24 protein-coding genes are annotated in these 25,626 nt (G+C 40.0%); 10 read left to right on the forward strand and 14 right to left on the reverse strand.

Annotated elements, in window-relative coordinates:
• Positions 1-2 precede the first annotated feature (2 nt).
• The 4 genes from rfaE1 (at position 3) to AC6QZF_RS03105 (ending at position 3,142) form a co-directional block, all read left to right on the forward strand.
• Positions 3-995: a D-glycero-beta-D-manno-heptose-7-phosphate kinase gene (rfaE1, locus tag AC6QZF_RS03090; protein ID WP_499798414.1), complete on the forward strand. Its 993-nt coding sequence runs from the start codon at positions 3-5 to the stop codon at positions 993-995.
• 1 nt (position 996) lies between these two features.
• Positions 997-1,470 (forward strand): D-glycero-beta-D-manno-heptose 1-phosphate adenylyltransferase, encoded by a 474-nt coding sequence (gene rfaE2 / locus AC6QZF_RS03095; protein WP_499798415.1) that lies wholly within the window; start codon positions 997-999, stop codon positions 1,468-1,470.
• Positions 1,460-2,281 (forward strand): glutaminyl-peptide cyclotransferase, encoded by an 822-nt coding sequence (locus AC6QZF_RS03100; protein WP_499798416.1) that lies wholly within the window; start codon positions 1,460-1,462, stop codon positions 2,279-2,281. The genes rfaE2 and AC6QZF_RS03100 overlap by 11 nt, the downstream gene beginning before the upstream one ends.
• A 252-nt stretch (positions 2,282-2,533) precedes the next feature.
• Complete coding sequence (locus AC6QZF_RS03105; RefSeq protein WP_499798417.1) at positions 2,534-3,142, forward strand: TrmH family RNA methyltransferase; 609 nt, start codon at positions 2,534-2,536, stop codon at positions 3,140-3,142.
• Here AC6QZF_RS03105 and recG read toward each other — a convergent pair.
• The 3 genes from recG to AC6QZF_RS03120 are packed head-to-tail and all read right to left on the reverse strand — an operon-like array spanning position 3,139 to position 6,856.
• Entirely contained in the window at positions 3,139-5,349 is a 2,211-nt protein-coding gene (gene recG, locus AC6QZF_RS03110; RefSeq protein ID WP_499798418.1) for an ATP-dependent DNA helicase RecG, read from the reverse strand. The two genes, AC6QZF_RS03105 and recG, sit on opposite strands and share 4 nt — an antisense overlap.
• Before the next feature lies 1 nt (position 5,350).
• On the reverse strand, positions 5,351-5,908 hold the full coding sequence (locus AC6QZF_RS03115; protein ID WP_499798419.1) for a manganese efflux pump MntP: 558 nt from the start codon (positions 5,906-5,908) through the stop codon (positions 5,351-5,353).
• A 3-nt stretch (positions 5,909-5,911) separates the two neighbouring features.
• Positions 5,912-6,856, reverse strand: coding sequence for a pyridoxal-phosphate dependent enzyme (locus AC6QZF_RS03120; protein ID WP_499798420.1), 945 nt, complete (start codon positions 6,854-6,856; stop codon positions 5,912-5,914).
• Between the two features lie 295 nt (positions 6,857-7,151).
• Here AC6QZF_RS03120 and AC6QZF_RS03125 point away from each other — a divergent pair, with 295 nt between their 5' ends.
• Positions 7,152-9,107: a hypothetical protein gene (locus AC6QZF_RS03125; protein ID WP_499798421.1), complete on the forward strand. Its 1,956-nt coding sequence runs from the start codon at positions 7,152-7,154 to the stop codon at positions 9,105-9,107.
• Complete coding sequence (locus tag AC6QZF_RS03130) at positions 9,107-9,997, forward strand: YihY/virulence factor BrkB family protein (protein WP_499798422.1); 891 nt, start codon at positions 9,107-9,109, stop codon at positions 9,995-9,997. The genes AC6QZF_RS03125 and AC6QZF_RS03130 overlap by 1 nt, the downstream gene beginning before the upstream one ends.
• A 3-nt stretch (positions 9,998-10,000) precedes the next feature.
• Here the strand turns inward: AC6QZF_RS03130 and AC6QZF_RS03135 are convergent, their stop codons facing one another.
• From AC6QZF_RS03135 to AC6QZF_RS03145, 3 genes are all read right to left on the reverse strand, one after another.
• Positions 10,001-12,622 carry a patatin-like phospholipase family protein gene (locus AC6QZF_RS03135; RefSeq protein ID WP_499798423.1) on the reverse strand — a complete coding sequence of 874 codons (2,622 nt, stop codon included), beginning with the start codon at positions 12,620-12,622 and terminating at the stop codon, positions 10,001-10,003.
• Between the two features lie 42 nt (positions 12,623-12,664).
• A complete protein-coding gene (locus AC6QZF_RS03140; protein ID WP_499798424.1) occupies positions 12,665-12,940 on the reverse strand; it encodes an acylphosphatase in 276 nt (91 codons plus the stop codon).
• A gap of 70 nt (positions 12,941-13,010) precedes the next feature.
• Positions 13,011-14,048, reverse strand: a complete 1,038-nt coding sequence (locus AC6QZF_RS03145) for a PSP1 domain-containing protein (protein WP_499798425.1) — start codon at positions 14,046-14,048, stop codon at positions 13,011-13,013.
• Between the two features lie 574 nt (positions 14,049-14,622).
• On the opposite strand from AC6QZF_RS03145, the gene rpiB reads away from it, so the two are divergent.
• On the forward strand, positions 14,623-15,063 hold the full coding sequence (gene rpiB, locus AC6QZF_RS03150) for a ribose 5-phosphate isomerase B (RefSeq protein WP_499798426.1): 441 nt from the start codon (positions 14,623-14,625) through the stop codon (positions 15,061-15,063).
• A complete protein-coding gene (gene bshB1 / locus AC6QZF_RS03155; protein ID WP_499798427.1) occupies positions 15,064-15,831 on the forward strand; it encodes a bacillithiol biosynthesis deacetylase BshB1 in 768 nt (255 codons plus the stop codon). It abuts the gene before it with no gap.
• Here the strand turns inward: bshB1 and AC6QZF_RS03160 are convergent.
• The 4 genes from AC6QZF_RS03160 to AC6QZF_RS03175 are packed head-to-tail and all read right to left on the reverse strand — an operon-like array spanning position 15,828 to position 21,466.
• Positions 15,828-16,898, reverse strand: coding sequence for a S66 peptidase family protein (locus AC6QZF_RS03160; protein ID WP_499798428.1), 1,071 nt, complete (start codon positions 16,896-16,898; stop codon positions 15,828-15,830). The genes bshB1 and AC6QZF_RS03160 overlap by 4 nt on opposite strands.
• A 51-nt stretch (positions 16,899-16,949) precedes the next feature.
• Positions 16,950-17,486, reverse strand: coding sequence for a hypothetical protein (locus tag AC6QZF_RS03165; protein WP_499798429.1), 537 nt, complete (start codon positions 17,484-17,486; stop codon positions 16,950-16,952).
• 2 nt (positions 17,487-17,488) lie between these two features.
• A complete protein-coding gene (locus AC6QZF_RS03170; protein ID WP_499798430.1) occupies positions 17,489-18,760 on the reverse strand; it encodes an AAA family ATPase in 1,272 nt (423 codons plus the stop codon).
• Positions 18,761-21,466: a S41 family peptidase gene (locus tag AC6QZF_RS03175; protein ID WP_499798431.1), complete on the reverse strand. Its 2,706-nt coding sequence runs from the start codon at positions 21,464-21,466 to the stop codon at positions 18,761-18,763.
• 77 nt (positions 21,467-21,543) lie between these two features.
• On the opposite strand from AC6QZF_RS03175, the gene AC6QZF_RS03180 reads away from it, so the two are divergent.
• Positions 21,544-22,698: an aminotransferase class V-fold PLP-dependent enzyme gene (locus tag AC6QZF_RS03180; RefSeq protein ID WP_499798432.1), complete on the forward strand. Its 1,155-nt coding sequence runs from the start codon at positions 21,544-21,546 to the stop codon at positions 22,696-22,698.
• Here AC6QZF_RS03180 and AC6QZF_RS03185 read toward each other — a convergent pair whose 3' ends face one another.
• Complete coding sequence (locus AC6QZF_RS03185; RefSeq protein ID WP_499798433.1) at positions 22,699-23,280, reverse strand: rhomboid family intramembrane serine protease; 582 nt, start codon at positions 23,278-23,280, stop codon at positions 22,699-22,701.
• A gap of 152 nt (positions 23,281-23,432) precedes the next feature.
• Here AC6QZF_RS03185 and AC6QZF_RS03190 point away from each other — a divergent pair, with 152 nt between their 5' ends.
• A complete protein-coding gene (locus AC6QZF_RS03190; protein WP_499798434.1) occupies positions 23,433-24,479 on the forward strand; it encodes a helix-turn-helix domain-containing protein in 1,047 nt (348 codons plus the stop codon).
• Positions 24,480-24,482: 3 nt separating this feature from the next.
• Here the strand turns inward: AC6QZF_RS03190 and AC6QZF_RS03195 are convergent, their stop codons facing one another.
• From AC6QZF_RS03195 to AC6QZF_RS03205, 3 genes are all read right to left on the reverse strand, one after another.
• The gene (locus AC6QZF_RS03195) at positions 24,483-24,770 is read right to left on the reverse strand and encodes a hypothetical protein (RefSeq protein ID WP_499798435.1); all 288 of its coding nucleotides are present in this window, start codon (positions 24,768-24,770) and stop codon (positions 24,483-24,485) included.
• The gene (locus tag AC6QZF_RS03200) at positions 24,760-25,308 is read right to left on the reverse strand and encodes a hypothetical protein (protein WP_499798436.1); all 549 of its coding nucleotides are present in this window, start codon (positions 25,306-25,308) and stop codon (positions 24,760-24,762) included. Before AC6QZF_RS03200 ends, AC6QZF_RS03195 begins: the two co-directional genes overlap by 11 nt.
• Before the next feature lie 75 nt (positions 25,309-25,383).
• Positions 25,384-25,569 (reverse strand): DpnII family type II restriction endonuclease, encoded by a 186-nt coding sequence (locus tag AC6QZF_RS03205; protein ID WP_499798613.1) that lies wholly within the window; start codon positions 25,567-25,569, stop codon positions 25,384-25,386.
• Between the last annotated feature and the right edge of the window lie 57 nt (positions 25,570-25,626).

Here is a 25,626-nt window from a genome sequence, read left to right on the forward strand (position 1 = left end):
ATATGCTAAATTTATCAGTAGATAGGGCAAAGGAAATAATCCAGAATATTGCTAATCGTCGCATTGCAGTCATTGGCGATGTGATGCTGGACCGCTATTTCTGGGGTAGCGTTTCGCGAATTTCCCCTGAAGCACCTGTTCCCGTAGTTGATTTAGAAAGCGAGACCTATCATCTTGGTGGTGCTGCCAACGTTGCTGCAAACTTGAAGTCGCTTGGGGCGCGTCCTTATCTTTTCGGTGTGCTCGGCTGCGATAAATTCGCCGATATTTTCATTAATATTTCTCAAAAAATTGGGATTGAGCCGTCGGGACTGTTTCAGGACAAAGACCGTCCAACAACTCTCAAAACTCGCATAATTGGCAATAATCAGCAACTTTTGCGTCTGGATTTGGAAAACCGCTCAACAATCGATAAATCCGCCATCAATTTCATAATCAAGAAACTCGAAGAAACTGATGATTTCTCTGCTATTATTTTCGAAGATTACAACAAAGGCGCCATCACTGCCGAACTTATCCGTTCGGTTATTAAATTTGCTAAATCGAAGTCAATTCCCGTATTTGTTGACCCCAAATTCGCTAACTTCTTCGAATATAATGGAGTTACTCTGTTCAAGCCGAACAAACGCGAAGCAGAATTAGCTCTGAACCTTGAAATTAAGTCCGACAAAGCTCTAAACGATGCGGGCAACCAGTTGCTGCGAAAACTTAAAGCTGAAAACATATTGATTACTCTTGGTTCGGAAGGAATGCGACTTTTCAAAAGCAACGGCGAAATTAAATCTGTGCCTACCCGTGCACGAAAAGTAGCTGACGTCTCGGGTGCAGGCGATACCGTTATTGCAACTCTTGCTGCGGCTTATTCCGCGGGAGCAACAGTGGAAGAAGCCGCAACTATGGCTAATTTTGCCGCTGGCGTTGTTTGCGAAGAACCCGGTATTGTATCCATCCAAACCGATAAATTAATTAATGCTGTCAATATTTTTTCTAAATAATATGATAGTTGATAGACAACATATTTCCGAGATTTGTGAGCAATTGCGAAACGAAGGCAAGCGAATTGTTTTCACAAACGGTTGCTTCGATATCATACACGCCGGACACGTCCATTATCTGACGGAAGCAAAAAAATTAGGCGATGTGCTAATTGTCGGGTTGAATACCGATGCGTCGGTTCGCCGATTGAAAGGCAGTGCTCGCCCGATTAACAATGAGCAAGATAGGGCAGAGGTGCTAAATGCTTTGAAACCAGTCGATTATGTCGTTCTATTCGACGAGGACACCCCGCTGGAACTAATAAATCAGGTGCGACCTGATTTTCTTGTTAAAGGAGCGGACTATCAGCGACAGAACATCGTTGGGGCAGACTTTGTGGAAAGCTACGGCGGGCGTGTTGCTACCATCGAATTTGTCGAAGGCAAATCTACAACAAATATTATTAATAGAATGAAATTGAGTGATGAGAATTAGTACATTTTTGTTGATTTTGCTTGCGTTTCTGGCGTCCTGCAAGCAAGAACCAAAGCAAGAAGTAAAATTTCAATACATTAAGGCAAATAATGCCACAACTACTGATAGCACAATTTATTACACTGTTAAAATTATTCGCCAATTCCCGCACAATACAGATTTCTACACGCAAGGGCTGCTCTATTATGATGGCGTTCTCTACGAAAGCACCGGTCAGCACGGTCATTCCGCACTTTACAAAATTGATCCGCAAACGGGCAAAGTAATTGCGAAAACGTCTATTCCCAATGATAAATTCGGCGAAGGTATTGCGGTATGGAAAAACAAGATTTATCAAATCACCTGGCTGGAAAATACTTGCTACGTCTATAATGCGAAGTCGCTCAAAATTGAGCAAACTTTTCGGTATAACGGCGAGGGCTGGGGGCTTGCCTCCGATGGCAACCGCCTGATTATGTCCGATGGCTCCTTTGTGCTGAAATACGTTAATCCGCAAGATTTTTCCCAAGTTGGCACCAAGCAGGTGCATTACCTGAACGGGCGGCAGGTGTATAATATCAACGAGATGGAATTCGATGACCAAGGTTTTCTCTATGCAAATATCTGGCAGGAGGACAAAATCGTTAAAATAGATACCGCAGCAGGCAAAGTGGTTGGAATTATTGATATTTCGCCACTACGTGAAATTGTCGTTCGTGGTGATTCGCCCGAAGTTTCGAACGGAATAGCCTTCATTCCCCATAGCCGCACATTTATTCTCACCGGCAAGTACTGGCATAGCTACTTCGAAGTGGAATTCGTGAAAAGGTGAAATTGTATCGAAATTGTATGGAGAACCTTCCGAAGAAAAAATATATCAGACAATAATCTAATATAATATAACCTCCCTACACTCGTTTATGTAGTGATATATTTTGAATGAATTTTTTGATTTGGTTGCGAAAAAATCGGCCTTCATATTTGCTCGCTATTGAACTTTTTCGGGCAGAGACGATACGCAAATCGTCCTACGGACAAAAATTCGATATAAACGATTTATGTGCGAAATTCTAATTCAAGGGTTATGGACATTTCGGAAGCTTACAAATTCGGGACTGAACAACGTGTAAAAAAAATTGCAGACGTTATTCGACGTCGCCAACTCGATTTAACTGTTATCGCTGAGAACATTTCCGACCCGCACAACCTTTCGGCTATGATGCGAAGCTGCGATGCTGTGGGTATTTATCGTGTTTGCCTTGTTTATCATTCAGGGCAGCCTTTCCCAATGCTTGGGGAAGCAAGCTCGGCAAGTGCCCGAAAATGGGTCGACACCCTGAAATTTCGCTCTATCGAAGAATGCTATAAATTTTTGCGGCAGGACGGCTTCAAAATTTACACAACTCATCTTGCAAAAGATGCTGTTTCGCTATATGAACTTGATTTAACACAAAAGGTTGCTCTTGTATTTGGCAATGAGCATTCGGGAGTGTCCGAGGAAGCGGTTGCGCTTGCTGATGGCAATTTTCTCATACCACAAGTGGGAATGATACAAAGCCTGAATATTTCCGTTGCTTGTGCGGTGAGTGTTTACGAAGCCTTTCGCCAACGGCTGGCAGCCGGCAAATACAACAACTGTTCCTTCGACGAGCAAACTTACGTCGCAAAAATCAAAGAATGGTTGCTGCGTTAAGCAATTCCGTAGTAATTTCCCATATCGATGAATTTTTGCTCTACTTGATATTTTAAAATGCTATTTTCGTGTTTTGAAAGATTTGGGTCGTCTTGGATAATTTTAGCAGCAAAAGCTCTGGCTGCTTCGAGTATTTCGCGGTCCTCGACCAAATCCGCATATTTGAATTCGGGCAATCCCGATTGTCGCTTGCCAAGAATATCGCCGGGTCCACGCAATTTCAAATCAACTTCTGCAATTTCAAATCCGTTGTTAGTTTGTTCCATAGTTCGCAAACGAACAAGAGCGGCAAGGCGTTCGCTATCGTCCGCATTTCTTATCTTGTTTTTAAATTTATCTTTTGTAAGCAAGATGCAATAAGATTGCTCGCTTCCGCGCCCGACACGCCCTCGCAGCTGGTGCAATTGCGAAAGTCCAAAGCGTTCGGCATCTTCGATTAGCATAATTGTTGCGTTTGGTACGTCTATGCCAACCTCAATTACTGTTGTTGCAACAAGTATTTGAAATAACCCAGTCGCAAATTTTTGCATTGCTGCTTCCTTTTCGTACCAGAACATCTGACCGTGCAGCAAACCACAAGCAAATTCAGGAAAAACCTTTTTTTGAATATACTCAAAATGTTCGGTTGCAGCTTTCAGTTCTAACTTTTCCGATTTCTCGACAAGTGGATAAACGATATACGCTTGGCGTCCCTTGTTGATTTCGCTGCAGACGAACGAATAAATTTCGCTGCGAGCATCGTCGAAAGCAACTTTCGTAAGAATTGGCTTGCGATTTTTTGGAAGCTCGTTGATAATGGACACATCGAGTTCTCCGTAGGCGGTCATAGTAAGAGTGCGAGGAATTGGCGTTGCCGACATAACAAGAATATGGGGGCTTATGTTTTCGTTGTCAAGCGATTTTCGGGCAATATTGATAAGCTCGGCTCTTTGGCTAACTCCAAAACGGTGCTGCTCGTCGATTATCACATATGCAAGTTTATTAAAAGGTATATCGTTCTGGAAAAGTGCGTGTGTGCCGACAATAATTTTTGCTTTGCCTGAGGAGATATCTTCGAAAATTTTACGCCGCAACGACGATTTTTGTCCGCTAACGACTTGAACAATTTCGATATTCAGCGACGCATTTTCGATAAATTTTTTGAAAGAAAGGAAGTGCTGTTCGGCTAATATTTCAGTTGGTGCCATAATTGCCACCTGGTAGCCAGCATCAATTGCAATTAGCATCGTGAGCAGCGCTACAATAGTTTTTCCCGAGCCAACATCGCCTTGAAGCAAGCGGTTCATCGGACGTACGGATGCAAAATCATCGCAAATTTCACGGATCACTCGCTTCTGTGCGTTCGTCAACGTAAATGGCAATGAGTTGTAGAGAGTGCGAGCAAGAGCGCTTTTTGCGGGGATTACAACTCCGCGCTCGGACGTTTGTATTTTCTTTTTGTTCAGATTTAGCAGAAGCTGGTAGAAGAAAAATTCCTCGAATTTAACTCGATAACGAGCAGCGGAAAGTTCTTTGGGCGAATTAGGAAAATGTAAAGCACGAATTGTATCATAAATCGAAGGGAATTTGAGGATATCAAGATATTTTGAAGGCAAAGTTTCTTCCAATTCGTTCAAATTTACGATGGCATTGCGAATAATTGAACGCATCTGGTTCATTGTCAATCCTGCTCGCCGCATAGCATCGGTAATTCTGTATTTCGGAAGAATTGCACCCTTCTGGAAGTGTTCCATTTCGTCGGGCTCGATGATTTCAATTTCCGGATGAGTGAAAGTAAGCACCGAATAATCAATTTCGGGGACGCCCGAAACGACTACGTACTGTCCTGATTGGTAAATTTTTTCAAAAAATTCGGTTCTATTCCAGAAATTAATTTTCGCAAATCGGGACGACCCGTCGTAGATAGTCAGTTGAAGCAGTTTTTTGCGGGAAAACTGACGCATTTGCTTCATAGTGATTCTGCAAATCAAAGTGTATTCTTTGCGTAAAGTGAAATCGAAAATCTGTTGAGATTGAGAGTTCTGTGCGTTTGCAATTTCTTGAAAAATCTGGCTGATGGTTTTCGCTTCGTCGCGAGCAATATACGAACGTGGGAAATAATACAGCAAATCTTTGATTGTGATTATCCCACTTTCATTTAGTGCTTTTGCTCGCCGCGGACCTACACCTTTGAGAAATTGCAAATCAGAAACTTGTTCGTTTTTCATTTTATAGCAAATGCTCAAATAAAATTTTAATTCCAAGTAAAATAAGAATAATTCCACCGAAAATAAAGGCTTTTGTGTTGAATATCGAAGATGTTCGTTCGCCTATGCGTATGCCGATAAGTGTCATAGCGGCAGCAACAATTCCGATAATTAAACTTACGAAAAATATGTGTTCGTTTATCAAGGCAAGGCTGAAACCAATTGCCAGAGCGTCCAAGCTTGTTGCAATAGCAAGAGTGATTAAATAGAAACCTTTCGAAATATCTTTGCTTACAATTTCGCTCCCAACTTTCCGCCCTTCCCAAATCATTTTTAGCCCAAGAGCAAATAAAATTGCGAAAACAACCCAATGGTCGAATTTTTCGATAAATTTTAACACATTCACGCCAATTGTCCAGCCAACAATTGGCATAATAAATTGGAAAAAACCAAAATGGAAGGATAGGCGAAATTTTTGCCTTTTTGTTGCTTTGCAGAAGAACGCACCCGCGGCAACCGAAACGCTAAACGCATCCAGTCCAAGCACAAACGAGAGAAAAAAAATTTCCAGCAAAGTCATTGGCTACCAAGGAAGATTGTCCAAATCAACATTTCCACCCGAAAGTATAATACCGACGCGACAACCGGCGAATTTTTCTTTTTCGGCAGCAACAGCAGCAAGTGCAGTAGCCGAGGACGGCTCGACAATGATTTTCATCCTTTCCCAAATTAATTTCATTGCGGAAATGATTGCCTGATCGTCGACGGTAATAATATCCTGAACATTTTGCTTGATGATTGAGAAGGTAAGTTCAGAAAGCGTTGTGCGAAGCCCGTCGGCAACAGTATTCGCAATAATGCTTTCAACACGAACGCCCGAACGCAGCGAACGAGCAGCATCATCAGCACCCAATGGTTCTGCACCGAAGACCTTTGAGTTTGGAAGTAGCGATTTCGTAGCAATGGAAGTGCCCGAAAGTAGTCCACCACCGCCAACGGGTGCTACAACAGTATCGAGTGAACCCACTTCCTCGATAAGTTCAATTGCCGCAGTGCCTTGCCCGCAGATGATATTGAAATTATCGTATGGATGGACAAATATCGCCCCGCTTTTGCTAACGAACTGACGCAGAGTTTGCTCGCGGCTTTCGAGCGTGGGTTCGCACAAAATTATATCGGCACCGTAGCCGGCGACAGCATTTTTCTTTACGTTTGGGGAATTGTTCGGCATAATTATCGTTGCTTTTGTGCCAAGCAGTTTGGCAGCCAAAGCCAGAGCCTGTGCGTGATTGCCCGAGGAATGAGTAGCAACTCCGTTGCGAAGCTGCTCGGGCGGAAGTGAAAGCAGGGCGTTAGTCGCTCCACGAAATTTAAAAGCACCAACCTTTTGAAAATTCTCACACTTGAAGAAAACTTCGCAACCAAGCAATGAGTTCAGATAGTGTGAAGTTAACACTGGCGTTCGGTGGACGAACGGCTTAATTCGCTTGTGCGCTTCTTGGAGATGATTAATTTGTGGGATATTCATTCCTCACCTTCTGTTTTCTACAAATTTAAGAAAATTAAATCGTTCAGGTTTAGAAAATAAATTATAAAATGATTAGAAAGGCGTATAGAAGGAGGAAAGAGGAATTAATATCGGAACCGAAGAGATGAAACTGCAAATAGCCTTTAGCCTTTCGCGGCTTATTTGCTCAACTTCTTCGCATTTCTCACATTCTATACTCTCCTCATATCATTTTTGTTTTACAATCGTTTATATTATTTCATTTATATTGTAAATTTTATTAATATTGTTAATTCTTGTTAATGTAAATGAGAAAATGAAAAAAATACTTGTAATATTAAGCGTTTTGCTTATTGCTTCGTGTGCTTCGGAGAATGAATATCTTGTCAATCCACCGCCACGATACGAAACTGTAAATGTGCGGCTGCTCAATCTTGCGGGCGACGGGCAAAGCCGTTCGATTGTGCTAAACGGTGAAACTGAAATCGCTGACGTGCCTTATGGTATGGTCTCAGCTTTTGTGCGACCACCCGCGGACTCTGTATTTCTTGAAGTTAGGCGCCAGGGCACAAGCGAACTTAAATCGAGCAACAAAGTTCGCTTCGGGCGAAATATGAACTATACATTTGTTGTTCTGCCGTCGGCGGATGGAGCCTCACAACATCGTGAAGTCGATACAATAATCACTTTTTCCACTTCAATTGTTGTTGCACAAAGCCAGAAAGAAGCATATCTAAAACTTTTTAACGGCAATCCTGATTCTACTGTTAGCTACTCGATGATGATTGGCTGCCCAAGCGGACTTACAATCGCAAGCCACGTTCAATACAGGAGGGCAACTGCCCACTCGGTTGTCCGTTCGGGTGAAGTTGCAATTTCAATTGTTCGCCATAAGCATACGGGCGACGAACTTATCGGGCTTTTCGATCTAATTTTAGAGAATTTGGGACAGTACGCAATTGTTATAATTCGCCAGGGAAATTCGGAAAAAGTTCTGCTTCTGGACGAGAAAAATTCGACTGTGCAGGCTCTTAGAGAACCTGCGAAAATTGATAATCGCGACGCCTATCTTAAAATTACGAATTTCTCAACTGAAATGGTAAGTCTTCACCTGCATAGTTCAGGTGATGTGGCAAATGTTTTCCCAATGTTTTCTGATGGAGCTAAGGAAATTGAAGCTTGCGGCACAGCTGCGAAGGACACTTTAAGCGTTAAGTTGAATAGTGTAACAACAGCAAAACTCGACGTTGGAATAGATGTTCTGCAAAAATACTCTGCTTTTGTATTCGATAGTGCAAATTCGAAAGCAAAAAAGCTGGTATTTGCTGAACCCACATATATTACAGAAGAATTGAAAAATAGAGCTATTGTTCGTGTGGTCAATGGCAATTACTTGCAAAGTGGTGTGTCCGTCTCGGCAGGAGCTCGCGAAATTGCAAATGCAACGGGCGAGGACAAATCGCGCGGTTTCCGTTCGGGCGACAATCTTGCAAGTGCCTTGAAGTTCGGCGAAATTTCCCGTCCGCTTCTGCTCGAAGCCGGAACCTTGCCTATTGCCGTCTTCACTGCAACCGAACCCGCTCGTCTAATCACAACAACGCGTCTGTGGCTCGAAGCAAATAAAAATTATTTTATTGTTGTTTATTCAACTCAATCGGGCGAGCAAAAAGTTTCGCTTGTGGAAGAAAATGCAGCAGCCAATCCAATAGTTGCTGAAAGCGAAGGAGTGTTTGCACAACTTATTAATACAATTGCTGATGCTGATTTTGTAAGCTTCGCTCTTCCGGGCGTATTTTCCGATGCACGGCTTAATTATAGCGGTGCTCTCGCAACAATACTTGCCAACGGTCAAACTCAAATTAGTATCTCCGACAAGCAATTCTCATTTTCAGCAAGACCTGAACTCCGAGCTATGCTTATTGCCACAGGCTCAAAAGATGCACTCGATTTGGTCGATTTCATCGAGCCGCCTGTTTTTGCATCATCCGACCATTATGTGCGGCGTTTTGTAAATGTTTCTGATATTCCAAAAATCGACATAAATTGGGGCGACTCCTTGTTGATTTATCCCAATCTTGCTTATCGAGAACGTACACCTATCGAACGTATCTACAAAGAACGAAAATTCAGCTTAACTTTTTTAAATTCAGACACAAAAAAACAAGTTGCTCGAATTGATGACTTATTCTTAACTTTCAACAAAACATACACGATAATTTTCGCGGGCAATTCGAAAAAAGGTTATTCTGTAATTATACAGCAAGAATATTGATGGACAAAGGCAAATTCAAAATACTGAAAACTGTTTACACGCAGATAATGGAGTTTTTCGACCAACTGGACGACAACCACACTTATATACTCGCCGCTGGAATTGCCTTCAATATTGCTCTATACGTAATCCCACTATTTTTGCTCTCAATCTATCTTGTAAACGCTTTTATTGATATTAATCAGCTCTCGAATGTAATAGAAAAAATGCTTTCGGACTTCCTGCCACCGACACAATCCTCAAAAGAGATCATTCACACTGTACTGGAAGAAGTAAAGAAGATAAACCTTCATAGCAATACAGCGGGAATTATCGGGCTTGTTTCGCTGCTGTGGATTTCGTCTATTCTTGTGTCGTCTTTACGGTCTGGGCTAAATGCGATTTTTCATATTCCTGCGAAAAAAAATTTCATCATCTACCGTTTATATGATATTCTGCTCACAATTATTATTACAATTTTAATTCTGATTTATTCGTATCTTGTGCCAATTGGCAACTTTGTTATTTCGTTTTTAGAGAGTTTCTTTCCTGATTTCATACATAAAATAATAAGCGGGGCGCTTGTAACGCTAATTTCGCTTGTTTCTTCGTTTGTGATATTTTTCTTTATCTACACATTTATACCGACGAAGCGAATGCCATTTTTTGTAATATTTTGGAGCACACTAAGCTGCGTCATACTAATAGAAATCGCTCGGCACATTTTCGGGTGGTATATCAGCGGAATAAGTAATTATGGTAAATTCTATGGCACATTTGCAGTTGTAATTTCGATGGCTATCTGGATTTATTATTCTTCGTTTATTTTGCTGTTTTCTGGTGAGCTTGTCAATTATATTTACAAAAAAAGACAGCTGAAGCAATCAGTAACTGCCGAAAGCATTGATTAATTTTTATAATTTCATACCTATGCTAAAATATAAAACTGGTTCACCAAACACAATTTCACCATTTTCTCTGAAATAGAAACTTCTACCGACTGCGAACCGGCCGGGACCCAGCGGTGTATCGAGCTCGAATGCAAGACCACCACCGTGCAAGAAATCCTTGAACGCAATTTCATCAGTTTGCAACCAAGCGTTTCCTAAATCATACCTTGCTGATAAATAAGTATCGAAATATATCTGGAATGGAAGTTTATAACGGGCTTCGAGCGATGCAGTAAAAATTTGCCGCCCGCGTTTGGTGTCTTCTCGCAATCCATAGAAACTTGATTGCCCGCCGAGCGAGAAAAATTCTGCCTGAGGAAGCGTTTTGTCTGCCGCACCGAACGAAAGTGCCGGACGAAAAGTAACGTTCTCAATTGTTAAATTATGATGGTAATAAAAATATGCTTTGGAGAAGCTTACAGATGGCTTGATTGCAATTGCCCCGGTTTCGAGATAAAGCTCGATACGCTGCCCATTGCGAGCAAGAAATGAGCGATCCTCGCTGTCGAATATTGTTGCCACTTTGATTGTGGATACATTTGAATATTCCGGCTTAGCAGAATTTTTTTCAAAAAAGCGTTGTTTCTCCAATCGATAACTAAAAGAAATTGTTCCGTTTTTGTCCAGCTGGCGACCGAAATTAGCAATGCCGCCGAACCGTTCTATTGTGCTTTCGCCTGTTTTATTATATTTAAAGTGGTAAAGCGAAGTTTTTTGAAAACTATAATTATTAATATCTCTACTGGAATAATACATCGAAGCCGACAAAGAAAAATTAGTTTTGAAAATGCGAGGATTTTCGAGCAAGAATGCGTAATCCTGATTGCGAGTGCCAATTGTGGAGCGAGCCGATAAACGAATCCCGGCATTGAACAAATTTTCTTGAATGGCGTCGATACCAATCTGACCATAGCGCTCGCTATCAACCTTCCCGCCAATGCGAAGTGTTTGAGTGCCACCTTCTGTTACTTTTACGATAACAATTTTTTTTGCATTTTCTAAATTTTCCTCAATGTCAATTTCTACATTGGAGAAAAGTCCAGTTTTAACTAAATTATTCCATCCTCGGACTAATTTCTCAGCATTAAGCACCTGTCCAACTTTGAATTTAAGTTCGCGCTGAATAAGAAAATCGCTTGTTTCTTCGTTCCCAATAATTAAAATTTCGCCTATTGTGCCTTCGTCTATAGTGAAGAATAGGTTGCCATAACTATCTGCCCTCTCATTTGTAATAATCGCGTAAGAATATCCTTCGGAGCGGTATTTTTTCAGCAAATCTTCTTTTATGCGAGTAATTCCATTTGGAGAAAGTGGAATATTAGAATTATTCTGAGCATACTTATTTGCAAATTCTGCAACATTTGGATTGTTTACACCATTTAAATTTAATGAAGTAAGCTGCGGAAACTTCTTCCCAACAAGATATACTGTATCACTCGAGATATCCAACTCTATTTGTTTATATTTATCTGTTTCGAGCAGTTTAATTATCAAGTCGTTGTATTCTTCGATGCTGTTTATCGATACTACTGTGTGTTTGATGAAATTTTCTTCGGTGCTATCGAAACTAATTGGAACTATTGCTTTACCTTTAAGCAAGTCAATCGAGAAATTCTGATGATATCGATTGATTCTTGAATAAAATTTGTAGCGAAATTTTTGCTGAATTTTCTCTACCATATTTTCAGCAGCATAACGCCCAGCTCTAATAAGTGTATCTAAATTTGAAAAGTCAGTATTTTTGTGGCAATCTATATTTGGAGTAATGATAAAATCGGCGTATTCTTTCTGCTTTCGGGTGAATTTATCCATCGAAATTGTAATCACCTGGTCGGCAATATTCCAGGGTGTGTTCAAATCTTCCGAATTGAGTTTAGGAGAAACGGTATTGATTACGATAATCAAATCGGGCGAAAATTCGAGTGCTTGCTCGGCGGGAATATTTGCGAAAATACCACCATCGACAAGTATTTGTCCGTTCGAACGAATTGGTGTGTATCGCAGTGGAACAGTTGCACTCGCACGTATCGCAGTTATAATATTGCCCGATTTTTGCGAAATTGACTCGCCCGAAACAATATCAGTTGCAACCGCTCGAAATGGAAATTTCAAATTGTCGAAATTGCCGTGCGGCTTATATAAACTATTCCAAAATACTTTTTGTAACGTAATATTAAATTGGTCGCCAGCAGAAATTGCTTCGGGAACGATGAACTTGAAATTTTTGAAGCGAAAAGTAATAAGCGAGCGGTCTTCTATTATCTTCTGGTCTAAAAATAGGTCAGTGCGATTGCTTTGCTCTTTGAGCGAAAAAATATCATTCCAATTGATTGAATTAATAAGCGAATCGAGTTCAAAAGGGGAATAGCCAGACGCCAGCAACCCGCCTATTATAGAACCAATGCTTGTTCCGATAATATAGTGGTAAGGAATTCGATTTTCTTCGAGCACTTCGAGCGAACCCACCTGCGACACACCACGAGCACCACCACCGCTTAGCACCAATGCAATTCGTGGGCTCATTTCATTAAGTGATGGATATGTTATTTTTATTATTTCGGCAAAAGCACCTGATTGAATAATCATAAAAAGTGTAAATGCGGTTAATATTTTTCTTATTTTGCTCACTTAGCGAATTTCGAATGTTACAAAATTGTCCTCGCCAATGTAATCCTCGAAGATAACATTTTCAACTCTGCTGCGCGACGGTCCGTTTCGAAGCAGCGATTTCAGTTTATCTATGCTTGCGGGGTTGCCAATTGCAACACCTGAAACGGTTCCATCGTATTCATTGCGGACATAGCCGCGCAAGCCCAAAGCCATTGCGTTTCGTGCCACAAAATAGCGAAATCCAACGCCCTGTACCAATCCAAACACGGTAAATTTTATTTTTGCTGACACCATAATAGCCCTCGACGTTTCAACAACTTAATCCAAGGGAAACACTTCGAAATTGCTTAACTTACTTCTGTTATTATTCTACAATATATTCCTCGCCGTGAATATCGCGGCGAACCTGAATATTGCCATCACCAAGAATATTGCGTAAATCTTCTTCCGCCGGTGGCAATACTTTATTATTATCCATATATTGTTTAAGTTCATCGTATGTGATTTGCTTGTATTTACCTTCTTCGGGGAAATATAAAGTAGAAATCTGCTTGAAAATATCAACTTTTACAAGTTTTGCAAGACCTTCTTCTGTTTTAATGCGAGATTGTAGTTGTGGATAGTGCTTAAATGCTTCGCTGTATGTTTCAATTTCGTAAATAAGGCAACACTTTAATCTACCGCAGTAGCCGCTAAGTTTTGCAACATTGTTAGAAAGTTGCTGCAATCGGGCGTGTTCGAGTGTGATATGATTAAAATCAGCCAGAAACGAAGTGCAGCAAAGGTTTAGCCCGCACGGACCGAAGCCTGCCCCCATACGTTTAGTTTCTTCGCGAGTGGAAATCTGACGCAGCTCAATGCGAGTTTTGAAAACGCGCGCAAGTTCTTTAACAAGTTCACGAAAATCAATGCGTTGGGGTGCAGTGAAATAAATAGTTAAGCGTTGGTGGTCAAGTTGCCACTCAGCTTCGGTAACCTTCATATCTAGTTTAAATTGCTCAACAAGTTCACGAGTTTTTCTCACCACCGAAGGTTCTTCGGCAGTATTTGTGAAGTAGCGTTCAAGGTCCTCGTCGCTTGCTTCGCGAACTACTTTGTATTTAATCGAACGTGCTTTGTGGCAACAGCGAACACGAGCTTTAGCCGAAGCACCAATATAGGTAACAATGCCTAAATCAACGCCATTTTCGGCTTCTACAACTATTTTATCGTCGGGCTGAATAGTATCGAAGCCCGTAGAAATATAAAAGCCACGCCTATTGCCTTTGAAAAGAACTTCTACAATATCCTCATTTGCAAGAATTTCTTGAATATTCTGAACGTTTTCGATGATTCTATTGTCGCCGTTTGTTCCGTTATTTGCGTGGTTATTCCCACTTTGATTTATCTCATTTAATTCCATTAACTCTCCAGATAAAAATCTATATCTATATTAATTAAAATAAATGAATAATTATTGAAAAAAATTAACTTTTAATATACAATTAAGTTTGTTAAAATGCAAATTTACAAAAAAATGAGATTATAAATGAAGGGATGAATTCGAAATGATGTAAAGTCACACACAAATTGCAAAGGTTTGTTTATTTTATATCGCTACGAATTATCACGAAGTTTTTATTAAATCTTATGTTGATAATTCTTCTAATAATATTATTATATATTTATATATTCCTTTATTATTATTTATTATGTTTGTGGAAAAGTGTAAAAAAAATGCTTGACAAACATCTAAAACTATGAAATAATTTGGATTAGAAAATTGAAAATTATTGATATGTGTGTATAAAACTATAGAATTTATTAACAAAATATTCACAAAAAATTGTCCTTATGTGAAAAAAATTATTTGGACTAAATAAATTTGTGGAAAAGTTCGTTTTATTAACAGAAGAAAATGTAGATTGTTAAAAAATTGTTGATAATTTTATTAAAAAAAGTTATAAAAATTATAATAGTATAGGAATAAAGAATTTATGAAAATAGCGATAGCATCAGACCACGCAGGATATAATTATAAAAAAGAATTATCAATATTCTTGAAAGAATTAGAGCAACAAGTGCTGGATTTTGGGACTTTTTCGGAAGAAGCAGTTGATTATCCAGACTTTGCTTTTCCAGCAGCGGAAGCAGTTGCAGGAAACATTGCAGACTTCGGAATTTTGATTTGCGGAACAGGAGTTGGAATGGCAATAACAGCAAACAAAGTAGTAGGAATACGTGCGGCAAATTGCACATCTGTCGAAATGGCAGAGATGGCACGCCGCCACAATAACGCAAATGTGCTCGCTCTTGGTGCAAGAATAACAGATTTATCGCTCGCAAAGGAAATTGTGAAAACTTTCCTCTTTACTGAATTTGAAGGCGGTCGCCATATGATTAGGATTGAGAAAATTCACTCAATTACAGGCAATTAAATGGAAACACGTATTATTTTCGAGGATACTGAAGTTAAAACAGTTGATTTGCTCGTTATTGACGCCCACCCGGACGATGCTGAAATTTCAGCAGGCGGGGCGATCGCCAAAATGACAGCTGCAAGCAAGAAAGTAGCGATTGTTGATTGCACTCGCGGAGAAATGGGCACCCGCGGCAATCCAGACTTGCGTCTGCAAGAATCGCTCGAAGCAACTAAAATTCTGAAAGTGTCGCACCGCATAAATTTAGGAATGATGGATGGCTTTATCGATGAAAGTCCAGAATCGCTCTATCGTGTGATTTCTATTATTCGTCGATTTAAACCACGAATTGTTCTTACTCACCCTCCGTTCGAACGCCACCCCGACCACGAAGCTGTTCATCGTCTTGTGAGAAACGCTCTTTTCAAAAGCGGACTTACTAAAATTCACACCGAATTCGAAGGAGAAGAACAAGAAATTTATCGAACTCGTAAAATTTTCTGCTTTATGCAAAGCTACCAGTTCGAGCGAAAACCCGATTTCTACGTTGATATTTCAGAGTTTCAGGATATTAAGATGAAGGCAATCGAAGCGTTTGCCTCACAAGTTTACGCTACGGGCAACGAAAACACAAACGAACCGCAAACTAAACTTTCTAGCCCGGAATTCAAAGAAGAACTTATTGCACGAGCCAAATACTTCGGAAGTCTTATAGGTGTTCATTATGCAGAAGCGTATTTGTCGGTGGAACCCGTAGGAGTTGGTTGCCTGAGCTACCTTGCTTAGCAGACAGCTTGTTCCAGCAGCGAAAAAGTCTTTGATTTTGTGTCAATTCGTGCTTTTATTCCAATGGGCAAAGTGATTTTGTTTGTGATATGCCCGAATGGAAATTCATAAACAAGCGGAACACCAAGTGGTTTGCAAATTTCGTTAATTACTTCGAAAATAGTTTTGCCACGGTTTGGGTAGAAAGATTTGCGAGTATGTAGATTTTTGAATTTGCCGAAAACAATTCCTTTGATATTTTTCATTTTACCGGCAAGGAGTAGTTGAGAGAGCATTCTATCGATTTCGTAGGCGTGTTCAGACACATCTTCCAGAAACAAAATAGCACCGTCAGTTTGAATTTCGTAAGGTGTTCCCATAGTGCTGGAAATAATTCGTAAATTGCCGCCCTGAATGACGCCTTCGGCTATTCCGTCGTTTATTACTTGCATCTCGTCAATCTTTGCAGAAAAAAGTTCGCCAACGGTGAGAGTCTTTTTGAAACTGCTGAGCGAGAAATCATTCCAGCTGCTTACTGCCACGGGTCCGTGGAAAGCAACAAGCGAGCATTTTGCATAAATTGCATTAAGCAGAGCGGTAATATCGCTAAATCCTATAATGATTTTCGGATTTTTCTTTATTACGTTGTAGTCGAGCTTATCCAGAACACGCATAACGCCATAGCCGCCGCGAGCACACATTATTGCTGAAATCTCAGGACACTCAAAAAACTGCATAAGTTCATCTGCTCGTTCCTGATCGCTTGCTGCAAAATAATTATTATCGTTTTTCTGGTTTTTGGCAATTCGCCCAATTTCAACAGTAAAGCCTTGTTTTTTCAGTATATTTACGGTATTCGATAAATTCCAGGCGCTTACAGGACTTGCAGGTGAGGCAATTGCAATAAGCGAACCGCTTTTGAGAGCTGGTGGCAATATTATATTTCTTATTTGTTCATTGCCGTTAATTTTTTGTTCTAAACCTTTGAATGGTTCGAATTCAAGTGTTCGTGCTGTTAAATTGCTTGCCGCACCTAACGCAATAGCACCCGAAGCTAATTGCTTTATGAAATCACGTCTATTTTTCATTATACTACTTTATAAGTTCACTCAGATATTGTAAAAATCATACCAAAAATATTAATTCTGTTTATTTAAAAAAAATTTTTTGTAAAAATAATCGAAAGAACGATTTTTATGGCAAGCTGCCTCAACAGAAAAATGTTTCAGCACTTCTTGCATAAAATCAATTCTCGACCGGTAGGTGCGAATGTAGTAAAGATTAAAATCTTCCTTCGTAATTGTGTTGGTTGCTGTAATTGGTTCAAGACCGAGCGAACGAGCAAATTCGTCGGTCATTCCCGCCAGATACCAGCTTTCTATCTCTTTTATTACTATCAGTATTTTTTCTATATCGACAAGTTCGAATTTGTGTTTGATTATTCGCTTCTTTTCGGAAACTGTTTCGACTTCGTCCATATCAGCAAGCATAATATAATCGAAATTCAAAGTATTAATGCTAAGAATAAACAAATCGACTTTCGATTTTTTCATCTGTGCGTATTGAATAATTTCGACATCGTCGTAAAGTTTTTTAAAGCAGTGCAGGAAAACCTTGCTGAAAAACAAGGCGTCGTCTGTTCCTTCGACAAATATATATAATTTACGCAGAGCCATAATTATTTAAGCAAGTTTTGAATGTAGAGTTCCTCTATTCCAATCTCATTTTGCAGGAAAGTTCTGATTTCGTCGCGTTCGTGAGGCTTAACGACAGAAGAAAAGCCTTGTTCGTCGCGCGAAACAAAGTGAATATTCTCTATTCCAGCGTATTTAACTATTTCGGGGTTGTGTGTGCTGAGTAAAATTTGCTTATGTTGCGAGCATTCCTTCATCATTTCGATAACTTTCGAAATTAAATAAGGATGGATGCGTCGCGCGGGTTCTTCGAATATTACGAATTTTTTATGTTCGAAATACAAAACAATTACGATTGCTATAATGAAGAGCGAACCGCTCGACATAAGAGAGGCAGGCAGAAACTTATCTTTGACGTAGGATTCTTTCACTTTCAGCTGCAAATATCTGTCTAAAAATTTATCAACTTCGAATTCTTCGATAAATGGCAAAAGATACTGCAACAAATTGAACAAAGTGCGAGCTTTTTCAGGATTGGAAAGTATGCGTTTAAGCACGATGGCAAGATTTTCTCCGTTTTCTTCGAGTTCGGCTTTGCCTGCGATTGAGGTTACGCTTTTGGGCTGGTTTGGGTCTAAATCGTAAATAGAAATATCGCCGATTGCTTTGCGGACGCTATCGGGGTGTGGCATATAATACTGATTTTCGATGAACAGTGTTTCGTTCAGCTTCGATTGTTCTGAATATGAATTAATATCAAGATAAATGGATGGCAGCAAATCTTCTTTCGAAAGAGGGATTTCGCCGTCTTTTGTATAATCGATAGAGAAATTTCCGTTATTGTTCGAGATTGTGAGTTCACTATGCCCGATAATATGTTCAGTGTTCGAGCTGTCGCGCATCAAAAAGAAGTCGAAATTCTGTTTCAGAACGTTATGGACAACGCGGTATTGCTCGTTGTTGTCGAAAAATTCAAGTACAAACTCGTGTTCGAACCAGCTTGGCTTAATTCCTATTGTTCCGTGAGGCATCGTTTTGATTGGACGAATTTTTTTGAATGGTTCAACTTCAATTTTCAGAGACATATATTTTTCGCTATTGCCCAAACTCAAATTACGTAAGTATTCCACTCCGCCTTGCATAGAAATAGCGTTGTCCAGGCCTGACTGCACAATATCGCGAAGGAAACGAAATATTGAGATTAAGTTCGATTTTCCAGCCGAGTTTGGGCCAATCATCACATTGAACTTCCCCAGCTCTAATTTGAGCTCCTTGAAACTTTTGAAGTTGGTAAGTTCAATTTTCTTAATAATCATTTATTTATTCCTTGAATTTTTGATAATTTCAAGTGCTTTGAATAAAATTTCGTTGATATTTTTCTTGATAAAATTCAAATCATAATCGACAGAAATATCAGGCGTGATAGGGCGTCCTGATATTTCTTCGCCATCGGGAGAGAAAACTTTTGCCGCTGTTGCTGTCAGGTAATATTGGCATGGCAGAGCAATTGTGCAAATTTCGCCAGCCGAGCCCGAAGTTGGGCGTCCCACAATTGTGCCTAACTTATTGTGCTTTGCAATTGCTAAAATTGTTTCGGAAAGTCCAACAGAGCGTTCGTCGCACAGAAAAATTACTTGCTTATTTGCCAAACGTTTATATGGCTTAATATTTGTATAGATTGTGTATGAATTTCTGCTTCTGCCGAAAGGTTCGGTGTTTGTCGTAGTAACAATTGGGAAGGATTGCACTGCACTTTCGGCAAGCAAGCCCAAAAAATATTCCGAAACTTGCGATTTCCCTCGCAAATCAAAAATCAAGCAGGGGTATTTTTCCATAAATTTTGCGATTTCGTTCAGCTCTTTGTCGGTGGTACGGGTAAGGTCGCAATAAATAGTGCTGTCGCCGAAAATTTCGTATCGCTCGGGGCGTTCCTCGAAGAGTTCGCCCGCAAGCAGTGAACGAGTTTCAATCGCTTTAATGGGTTTGCCGTTGCGAAGGGCGGTGATTTCCACTTTGCTATCAGGTACGCCCTTCAAAAGCTTGTTAATTGCAATAATTCTTCTATACGCTGGGTTTGGAACGGTAATAAATTGCTCGATTTGCGATAATACCTCGGTGGCAGGTTTGCCTTGAATTTCGGTGATTTCGTCGCCTGCGAGCAAAACAGAGGACATATGATTTTTTGCTACAATTAATTTCCCGTCAATGTATTTAAGCAGCACAGGCAAGAATTTTGTTACGCTCGGGTTATATTTCTCGATGAGCGCGTTATTATCGTTTATTGGAAGAAGAAGTTCATTCAGGCATTTTTCTAATTCAAGGCTATCGGATTGTTCGGCAACTCTTGCAATTGATGAGCGCAGCAAGTTCAGCATTTTCGAGCGTTCATTTTCCGTCGAGGCGAAATGAGCAAGGTAGTTCCATAAATCAATCACAAGTGCAATCCTGCTATGGCGGTCTGCTGCCGTAGGAACAAAGTCAATAGGTTTGGTTTGTAATTGCGAGCGGAAATTTATGCTGTAATTTGAATTTGCGACGCTATCAATATTGAGAATTAAAGGTTGAGCATATTCAATAGAATTCTGCAAAGTAATAGAAAAAGTATTCTTAGGGATAATAATCTTATTGTGGTTGGTTGAGAATAATTTCAAAAAACTATGCTCAATTGAAAATTGGTAGCCCGCACGGGCAGATGCCTCGAGCAGTTCCCAATGGAGAGGGGATTCTTTTTCGAAGTCGAAGATTAGTCTTCGTGGATTATTGAGGGTTTTCGCATATATTTTCAATTCAATTTTTCTAACCAAGAAAGTGCCTTCGCCATCAAGATTGGTAGCCAGACGGATAAATTTAGTGTTTTCGGGCACTTTGGTTTTAATCAAGTATGTATTTAGATTGGCAGATTTCACAAATGGCGGTTCGAACGAGGTGAAGCTGATTATGCGATTGTTTTCGTCTTCGAAGCGGACAAGGATATTGCCGAAAGAAGAATTATTTCCTGCAATAATCGAACAATCTGCTGAAAGTTCAATTGCTGTAGGGTGAATTTTGCCAATGCTGATTGGCGTGCGTTGAATGGCAAGTGCGGTGCTTGTGCGGCGAGTGTGAGCAAGATTTATCATTTTGCTGTTCGAAACAGCGTTGGCGTAACTCGATGGAATACCGGTATGCAGCCAAGCATATTCGGGGAATTTTTCGTCGGGCTTGTAGTTTGATTTCTCGTTTAATTTTGCCTCTGGGGCAACTTGATTAATCAGAGGGCTTATCAATTTAACAAATTCGTTTGAATTTTTTGCTGATTCGGCTTTTTCTATTCCTGCAATCAGAAAGTTGTTCCAATCAATTTTATCAAAATAGAAATTTGGATAAAAATATTTGACCAGTCCAAAAATTTCTGCAAACGCAACTAAATTATCGAGAGCGGTTTCGGACAATTTCGATTGCGGCGCATAGTATTTTGGATCAGATAAAATTAAATCGAAATTGGCATTGTCGATGAAAACGGTGCCGCTACCTTTTAGGGCAAAGCCGTAATTAATTATTTCGGCTTCCTGCGGGATGTCGAGCGTAATCGAGAAATAAGTCCAGTCGGCGGAAGAGATTGGCTTTTCCTGTGTGCTGAAAGAAGCAACAATATTACCGTCCTTGTCTCGGACGTTAGCCCAGAGAAAAGCGAAAGAGCGTTCATTATCCATAAAAGTAAGAAAATAAGCACCGAAATTTACTTTGTTGGCACGGTAGTTGTAGGCATAAATGGATTGCTTGACAAACGCAATAGTAGAAGTGTCCTTGCTGTCGGGCGAATTTATTACAAGCGATTTGCGTCCCGAGTGCGATAGTGAGTCGGTAGTAATGATTATGTAGCCTTGCTTTTGTGCGGAATTGCTTGCGTCCCATTGCGGCGGTTCGTAGCCCACTGCGCCCATTTCGAAATTTAAATTATATGGGACAAGCAAACCCTGCGAGAAACCATTGCTTACTAAACAAATGTATAAAATAAAAATCAATATTATTCTTTTTAACATAACAGAACAAACAAGTTAAACAAAAAATTAAATTAACATTTTTTTAATTAATTTGTTCATCAAAATTTAAATTGAAAATGAAAAAAAACTATGTTTATTTAAATAATGCTGCAACTACATATCCAAAACCAGCCGAAGTAGAGAAAGCAGTATTGAAAAGCATAAGAGAACTACCGCAGAATGTCCATCGCGGCGGACTGTTTTTTCAGGATAAGATGGACGGTTATCGCAAGCGAATTGCAAAATTTTTAGGTGCGCGAAACTACAAGCGCCTGTTTTTTACTTCAGGTAGCACCGAAGCGATAAACCTGATAATGAAGGGCTACGATTTGTGCCGACGCCATATCGTAACAACAGCAACGGAACATAATTCTGTGCTACGCCCCTTGCACCACCGGCTTCGTATTAATATGAGCGATGCAACGATTGTCCCTTGCGATTCGACCGGATATGTCTCTCCAGACGACATTCGTAAAGCAATACAGCCCGAAACGGCATTAATAGTAATCAATCATTGCTCTAATGTAACCGGCACATTGCAGGACATAGCCGAAATTGCCGAAATTGCACGTGAGCACCGCGTGAAATTGCTGGTAGATGCTTCTCAATCGGTGGGAAATGTGGAAATTAAAATAGATAAGCAGGGCATTGATATGCTTGCTTTCACCGGTCATAAATCATTATTTGGTACAACAGGCACCGGCGGAATTTATATAAAGGAAAATATTTCAGTGATACCGCTGAAAACAGGCGGCACCGGCTACAAAAGCCGCGAACTCGAATACCCTCGCAAAGAACCGCATATATACGAAGCCGGCACACAAAACTATACCGGTATTGCTTCTATGGCGGCTGGTGTCGAGTTTATTAAAAAAGAAACTCTGGAAAAAATCCAAGAACACAAAAAGAAACTCGTTTCAATGTTCGTTGATGAGTTCGAAGGGAACCCTGCAATTAAACTATATCACAGCAAAACAAAAAGCAGCTACACACTCGTTTCGTTCAATATAGAAAATCTTGAAGCCGAAGAAGCTGCCTTCATTTTAGCGAATTCGTTCTCAATACTTGTCCGTGGTGGACTGCATTGCGCTCCGCTTATTCATAAATATTTAGGTAGCGAACCGTATGGCACAATACGTGTAAGCCCCGGGTACTTTACATCCGAAGAAGAGATGAAGCAACTAATCGAAGCCGTCTATAAATTAATAGATTACGCAAAAAAGCAAGTTTAATCAAAAGTGATTAAGAAAATGCTGAACCACTCTGGGTTCGAGCAGCACAGTTAGCACAGCTCCGGCTATTGCCCCAAACATATGAGCCGAATGGTTTATGTTGTCGCGTGCCTGGCGTTCGGCGTAGAAGCACCACGCGAGATAAAGCACACCAAAAATATACGCAGGAATCGGTATAGGCAGCGGGAAAATTATCATTTTGCTTGTCGGGAAGTATAAAATCGAGCCGAAAACAATGCCCGAAACAGCTCCCGAAGCTCCAAGCGAGCGGAAATTAGGGTTGTTTGCGTGCTTGAAAAACGAGCCCATATCAGCGATTATCATACTTCCTAAGTAAATTATCAGAAAGTTGGTCGCACCAACAATTTCCTCAAATCTAAATGCAAAAAAATAAAAAGTAATCATATTAAACGCAAGATGAGTAAGGTCGGCATGCAAAAAACCGCTTGTGATGAAAGTATGCCAGGCACCTTCGCGTCGGACACGCCACGGCGAAAACATCCATCGGTAGTATATATTTTGGTTGCGATACATTGCGTACAGCGAGATAACCACAGTTGCTATTAATATTATAAATGCCATATTTCCCCAAAATAATTGTAAACATATATAAAACGAAAGATTTTTGAATAAATTATTGTATTGTTTGGCATATTAATTGATAATTCATATAATAAAAAATAAAAAAAATTTCATAAATACAAAATAAATATTAAATTAGAGAAAAGCAATTTATGAAAGAAACGGGCGAAATACTCAAATCAGAGCGTCTGCGGCGCAATCTTTCAATCGAAGAAGTAAGCCGAGCAACGAGCATTCGTGTGCATGTTATCGAAGCAATCGAGAATAGGGAATATAACGTTTTGCCCGAGGTCTATATAAAATCGTTTATCAAGAAATTGTGCAATTTCTACGAAATTTCTGATTTAAGCATTCAGCAGGCAGGGCAGTCAACCGGACATAAGCAGAAGACAGAAGAACCGTCCATAATCGCCGAACCCCAGGAAGCACCAGCGGAAATAGACGCTCAGCACGAAGAGAATCTCGCTGCCAAATCCTTCAAGAAGAAAAAGGAAAAGCCGAAAAAAATCGTTACTTCCACCGAAGTTCTGCAAAGCAAGGACTATACGGAAATTTTCAAGAAGCGAAAAGTGCGTTTTAGCCTTAATCCTGTTTTTGTAAATTATATAATTTTTTCAGTAATTGCGATTTTTTTGTTGCTTGTAATCTATTTTGTGTTCTTTTTCGATACGAAAAAGTTTTTCGAAGAAAAGCGATATGTGCAGGATACAGTAGAAAACAACCAATCGGAAAGTAACATTGAAAGTAAATTGACAGAGTTTTTCAACAAAAGTGATTCAATAGTTATCAAAGCAGTTGCTCGCGATACAGCCTGGTTGCGCATAGAAATTGATGGGGCCAGAAGAGAGGAATTGCTGATGTATCCAGGAATGGAGCGTAGCTGGAACGTGGGCGAATTTGCAATAGTGCATCAGGGCAATTTTGGGGCAATACGCTTCTATCGAAATGATGAATTGCTCGATATTCCGGGCAAACGTGGCACTGTGGTGAAGAACATTAGAATAACTGCCACCGAAGTGCTGAATGCAAATCCCTGGGCAGACGACCCCACCAGCCGTGTTGATGCAGTCGAGGAAGTTCCGAAAAACATTCGCCGCTACAATGATAATAAAGACAAAAAGAAAGGTAATCAAATAAAGCTAATAGAACCTTCCGAACCAATTCAGAAAAAGCCACTAATAAGAGATAGCGTGAGATAGAACTCAATATTTCACTACAATTTCGAACTTGGGCTTTTCGAGAGCTGCTTCCGCTTCGATAAATTCGCGGACAACTGGCTTGATGAAACTATGCTGCAAAACGTCCTCAGGCAAGCCGCGAGCAATAGCGCTCGCTGCAATTTCGGGTGTCGCATTTTTATTGATCAACACAAGTTTTTTTGCTTTTAGCACTGCTGCGCCGCTTTTGAAATTGCCTTTTTCGCGTCGGACAACCACACCTGAATTTTGTGCGATGTATTCGAGCTCTTTGAGTAATTCCTTAGTTGTCATTTGCTTTCTCCTTTCTCATTAATGGCAGCCAAGCAAAACACAAAGCAGATGCTGTAGTTGTTAGAAAACTCAAACTGCTGACAACAGTCCAATTATTCCCGACAAATCTATTGTAGAAGAATTCTTGTACTTCCCAATCGTAAAAATCTCGCACATTTTGCAAAACAACCGAGTTAGCTAGCCGCCAATCCATATAAAACAAATATCCTTGCACCGGCAGAGCAAGCAAAAGCATAATAAGCGACATCGTCAGCCAGCCGTTTTGCTTCCAGTATTTTCTGTTTCGCAAAGCGTAAATAATCAAAGATATTGCGAAAAGTCCATAACCTACGTCGGTATAAATCGCTAAATCGGCGAATAAATATATATTCTGCATTCTGATCGCGTCCGTATAATTATCTTTGAGCGACAGCACTGCTTCGGGTTTAAAAATATCATAACCAATTGCTGTTCGAGCTAAATTTCCCCCAAACCAAGCAGCAAAACCAATCAATGCCACTGTCAGAAGAATACGCGCCCAATTATCGTGCTTAATCATTCATTCCTCGATTTTTTAGCAAAAATATGAAAGAAATAAATATTGTGCAAAGAAGAGTTTTCGACACACGAAAGGCTATGGTATAATTGTTTTTAAGTATTCTCTTAATAAATTGTAATTTAGCATCTCATAGTTCTTGTTGAAATGATTTTCTTTTAAGGTTCTATATCTATTTTCGCCATCTTTCGAAAGCCAATAGTTGCCATCGGTGATCCACATAAATTTAAAATTTGTATTATTTTCAATATTAAAATTGTCGATAGTGTTTGTCGATAGTGTTTTTCAAATCAATGTATTCGTTTTGGTTTATATAATTAG

The organism is Eximiradius sp., from assembly GCA_937127445.1.
Lineage (GTDB): Bacteria > Bacteroidota > Ignavibacteria > Kapaibacteriales > UBA2268 > JAKIZO01.